The sequence below is a fragment of the Sphaerisporangium album genome, from assembly GCF_003323745.1.
GTDB lineage: Bacteria > Actinomycetota > Actinomycetes > Streptosporangiales > Streptosporangiaceae > Sphaerisporangium > Sphaerisporangium album.
This window is the reverse complement of record NZ_QOIL01000052.1, coordinates 1-3,229: the sequence shown is the minus strand read 5'-3', so window position 1 is coordinate 3,229 and position 3,229 is coordinate 1. Positions and strand designations below refer to the sequence as shown.

The window sequence follows — 3,229 nt, the reverse complement described above, 5'->3', positions numbered from 1 at the left end:
TGTTGCCCGGCGCCGAAATTGCCGACGAGGTAGGCGCTGAGGATGCCGATGATCTGGGATGAGAACACCCCGCCGTGGGTGGTCCGGCGGGGTGTTCATCGGCGAGGTGTCGTTGTTCGTCGGCATGGTGCCGGTCGGTCAGTCGACCACCTCGCTCACCGCGGAGCGGGCGGCAGCTTCGTCGACGAGGTTCTTGCCGGAGGCGAACGCGGCGACCAGGGATTGCAGGGCGAGGTTGTTGACCGCGCGGGGATATCCGCGGGCGGTGGTGTGGATCAGGGTCATGGCGTCTTCGGTGAACAACTGGTCGGGGCGTCCGACCAGGTTCAGGTGGTGTTTGACGTAGCTGGTGGTCTCGGCGGAGGCCATTCCCGGCATGGTGTAGCGCAGGGCGGTGCGTTGTTCGAGAGCGGCCAGGACCGCGAGTTTCATGGTGCGGCGCAGGGTGGGCTGGCCGACCAGCAGGCAGGCCAGCGGCGAGTCCTGGTCCATGCCCTGGTTGGTGAGCATGCGGACGGTTTCCAGTTGCTCGTAGGTGAGCAGGTGGGCCTCGTCCAGGACCAGGACGGGGGTGCGGCCGCGTTCTTCGCGTTCGGCCAGCAGGGCTTTGCCGACCTGGACGGCCAGGCGGGAGCCGAGGTGGGCGGGGTGCTGGCCGAAGGTGTTGACGATCTCCTCGTGGATGCCGCGGACGCCGATCATGGGGTTGGGCAGGTAGATGACGGTGTATTTGGAGGGGTCCAGTCCGGCCAGGGCGGTGCGGACCGAGACGGTCTTCCCGGCGCCGACCTCGCCGGTGACCACGCCGATGGAGCGTTCGCTGATGCACCAGGAGATGCGGGCGACGGCCTCGTTGTGGGAGGCGTGGCGGTGCAGCATGCCCGGGGCGAGGTCTCGGCCGAAGGGCATGCGCGAAAAGCCGTAGTGGGCCTGCAGTTTCTCAATCACGGGGGGACTCCTGGCAGGTGGCGGGGCCGGTGGTCACGAGCTGGACGGCCCGGCGTCATCGCCGGGCAGGTCGGGGGCGAAGGCGGCGTAGTTGACCTTGGAGGCCAGCTCGGCGCTGTGGGCGGTGTCCACCAGTCCCAGGTAGTCGATGCCGGTAGTGGGCGCGGGATCTTCGGCGGGGACCTCAGGGCGGGCCTTGGGATGGCTGTTGCGGCTGATCTGGAACGGCAGCGCGGTGCCGGCGTCGGCGCCGTCGCAGCGCACCCGCAGGAACGACAGATCGAACGGGTCGAAGACCAGCTCGACCCGGCGTCCGGACAGGCCCGGGTCGACCTGGTAGCGGTTGCCGTGCAGGGACACCAGCGCGGTCTTGGACACCGTGCGCCACTCCGACCAGCGGAAGGCCTCGGCCAGATCGCTGGGGACCGGGACGGCGTAAGGGGCGCCGGCCATCCACCGTGCCAGCGGGGCCATGGCGGTCTCGGTGTGGGTGCGGCGGTGGTAGACGCCCTCGACCCAGGCGGTGAACAGCCGGTTCATCTCCGCCAGGCTGGCGACCTGGCGGCCGACCTCGCCCTCGCCGGAGGCGATCTCGACGACGAACTCGCTGTTGACGGTGCGGAAGAACCGTTCGATCTTGCCCCGGCCCTGCGGCCGGCCCGGCGCCGAATGGACCAGCTTGATGCCGAGCTTGGCGCAGGCGCGCATCAGCCAGGAATCGACGAACGCCGACCCGTTGTCGACATAGACGTACTCGGGGACGCCGCGCGAGGCCAGTGCCGGGCGCAGCGCGGCGGCCAGGCGCACGGTGTCTTCGGCGAATCCCCACCGGTGCCCGACGATCGCCCGGGAGTGGTCGTCGATGAAGGCGAACAGGTAGGTCTTGCGGCCGCCGATCCGGGGTCCGTGCAACGCGTCCCCGGTCCAGATCTCGTTGGGGGTGCCGGCCTCGAACCGCCCGAATACCGCCGGTTCGACCGGGGCGCGCAGCGCGGTCAGCCCGGTGCGCACGAACATCCGCTGCAGGGTGCGCTCATCGGGCGCCCAACCGTGGTGGACGACCAGGATGCGGCGGATCTGCGCCGCGGTGCGGGCCGGGTTCTCCTTCTTCAACGCGGTGGCCAGCTCGAACACCTCCGGCGGGGTGCGCGGCTGGGATTGGCGCGGGGAGGGGACCAGCGCGTCGAAACCGCCCTTGCGCCAGTCGGAGATCCACCGGTCCAGCGTCCAGCGGGTGATCCAGATGGTGCGGCCGTCGGGATCGGTATGCGGGACACCGGCCAGCGCGCGCACCAGCGCGCCGCGCTGGCGGCTGCTGAGCGAGGGATCAGCCGCCTCCCGGATGAGCATGTAACGGAACAGGCCGATCTGGCGGGCGCGCTCCAGCCGCGCGACCTGATCCTCGTCTTTTTTGGTCAAAACAGCCTTCCTGGCCACTTGCGGGATGAGACGGGCGAAGGCTCGCAGAGACACCCAGACGATCATCAGGGTCGGCTCGTGTTGCGCGTCGATCAAGGCCAGGACGGGGCCAGTAGCAGCCCGCCACTGGCAGCACACGCCATCCGCCACGGCGACACCTCGCCGATCTGCGGCCACCGCGAGGCCGCCGCCACCGACGCGCCGAACACCGCGGCCACCGCGTCACCGAACGCGGTGGCGGCCGGCGCCGGTGGCACCGGATCCACTCCGACATCGACCATCAGCACGGTGAAACGCACCCGCACCAGCTCGGCCCGCCCGGCAAAACGGCGCAGCCAGCCGCGCACGGTCTCCACCGGCACCCCCAGCCCGGCGGCGATCGGCCTAGCCCCCAGCCCGGCCGCCTTGGCCGCCAGCGCCGCCCCGATCACCTCAGCCAGATCCGCCCGCCTCACCAGCGCGAACACCGGAAGAAGGACATGCGACACCCCGCAACCCACGCATCGGGTCCGCCGCGGACGCACCACCACCGCCACCGAGCCGCCCCGCAACCTCCGCGCCCGGGCCCACCCCCACGGCTTCAACGGCCCACCGCAATCCGGGCACGCCAGCTCCCGCGCAGACAGTTGCCGCTCGACCTTTTCCGGGTTCGCCCCTACCGTGAGCACAGCGCCTCCGAGCGCTACACGGCCCTCCCGGGCGACTCCGCCAAGAGATACCGGGAGGGCCTTTGCATGCCCTTCGTCGGCGAGGTGCCGCCGCCGACGAACTCCCCGGTCACCCGGAACATGCATCCGATCTTGTCGGCAGACAGGATGCCGCATTCCGCCCACTACATCGGCATCTTCAAAGTCGTTCAACA

The 3,229-nt window shown here is 70.2% G+C and carries 3 protein-coding genes; all 3 read right to left on the bottom strand.

The genetic code is table 11. The annotated features are described in order from the left end of the window. Positions 1-138 precede the first annotated feature (138 nt). Positions 139-948: an ExeA family protein gene (locus tag DQ384_RS40140; protein WP_181871708.1), complete on the bottom strand. Its 810-nt coding sequence runs from the start codon at positions 946-948 to the stop codon at positions 139-141. 33 nt (positions 949-981) lie between these two features. Then, positions 982-2,367: a DDE-type integrase/transposase/recombinase gene (locus DQ384_RS40135; protein ID WP_114034126.1), complete on the bottom strand. Its 1,386-nt coding sequence runs from the start codon at positions 2,365-2,367 to the stop codon at positions 982-984. A gap of 92 nt (positions 2,368-2,459) precedes the next feature. Continuing rightward, complete coding sequence (locus DQ384_RS40130; RefSeq protein WP_220183403.1) at positions 2,460-2,834, bottom strand: hypothetical protein; 375 nt, start codon at positions 2,832-2,834, stop codon at positions 2,460-2,462. Positions 2,835-3,229: the final 395 nt, after the last annotated feature.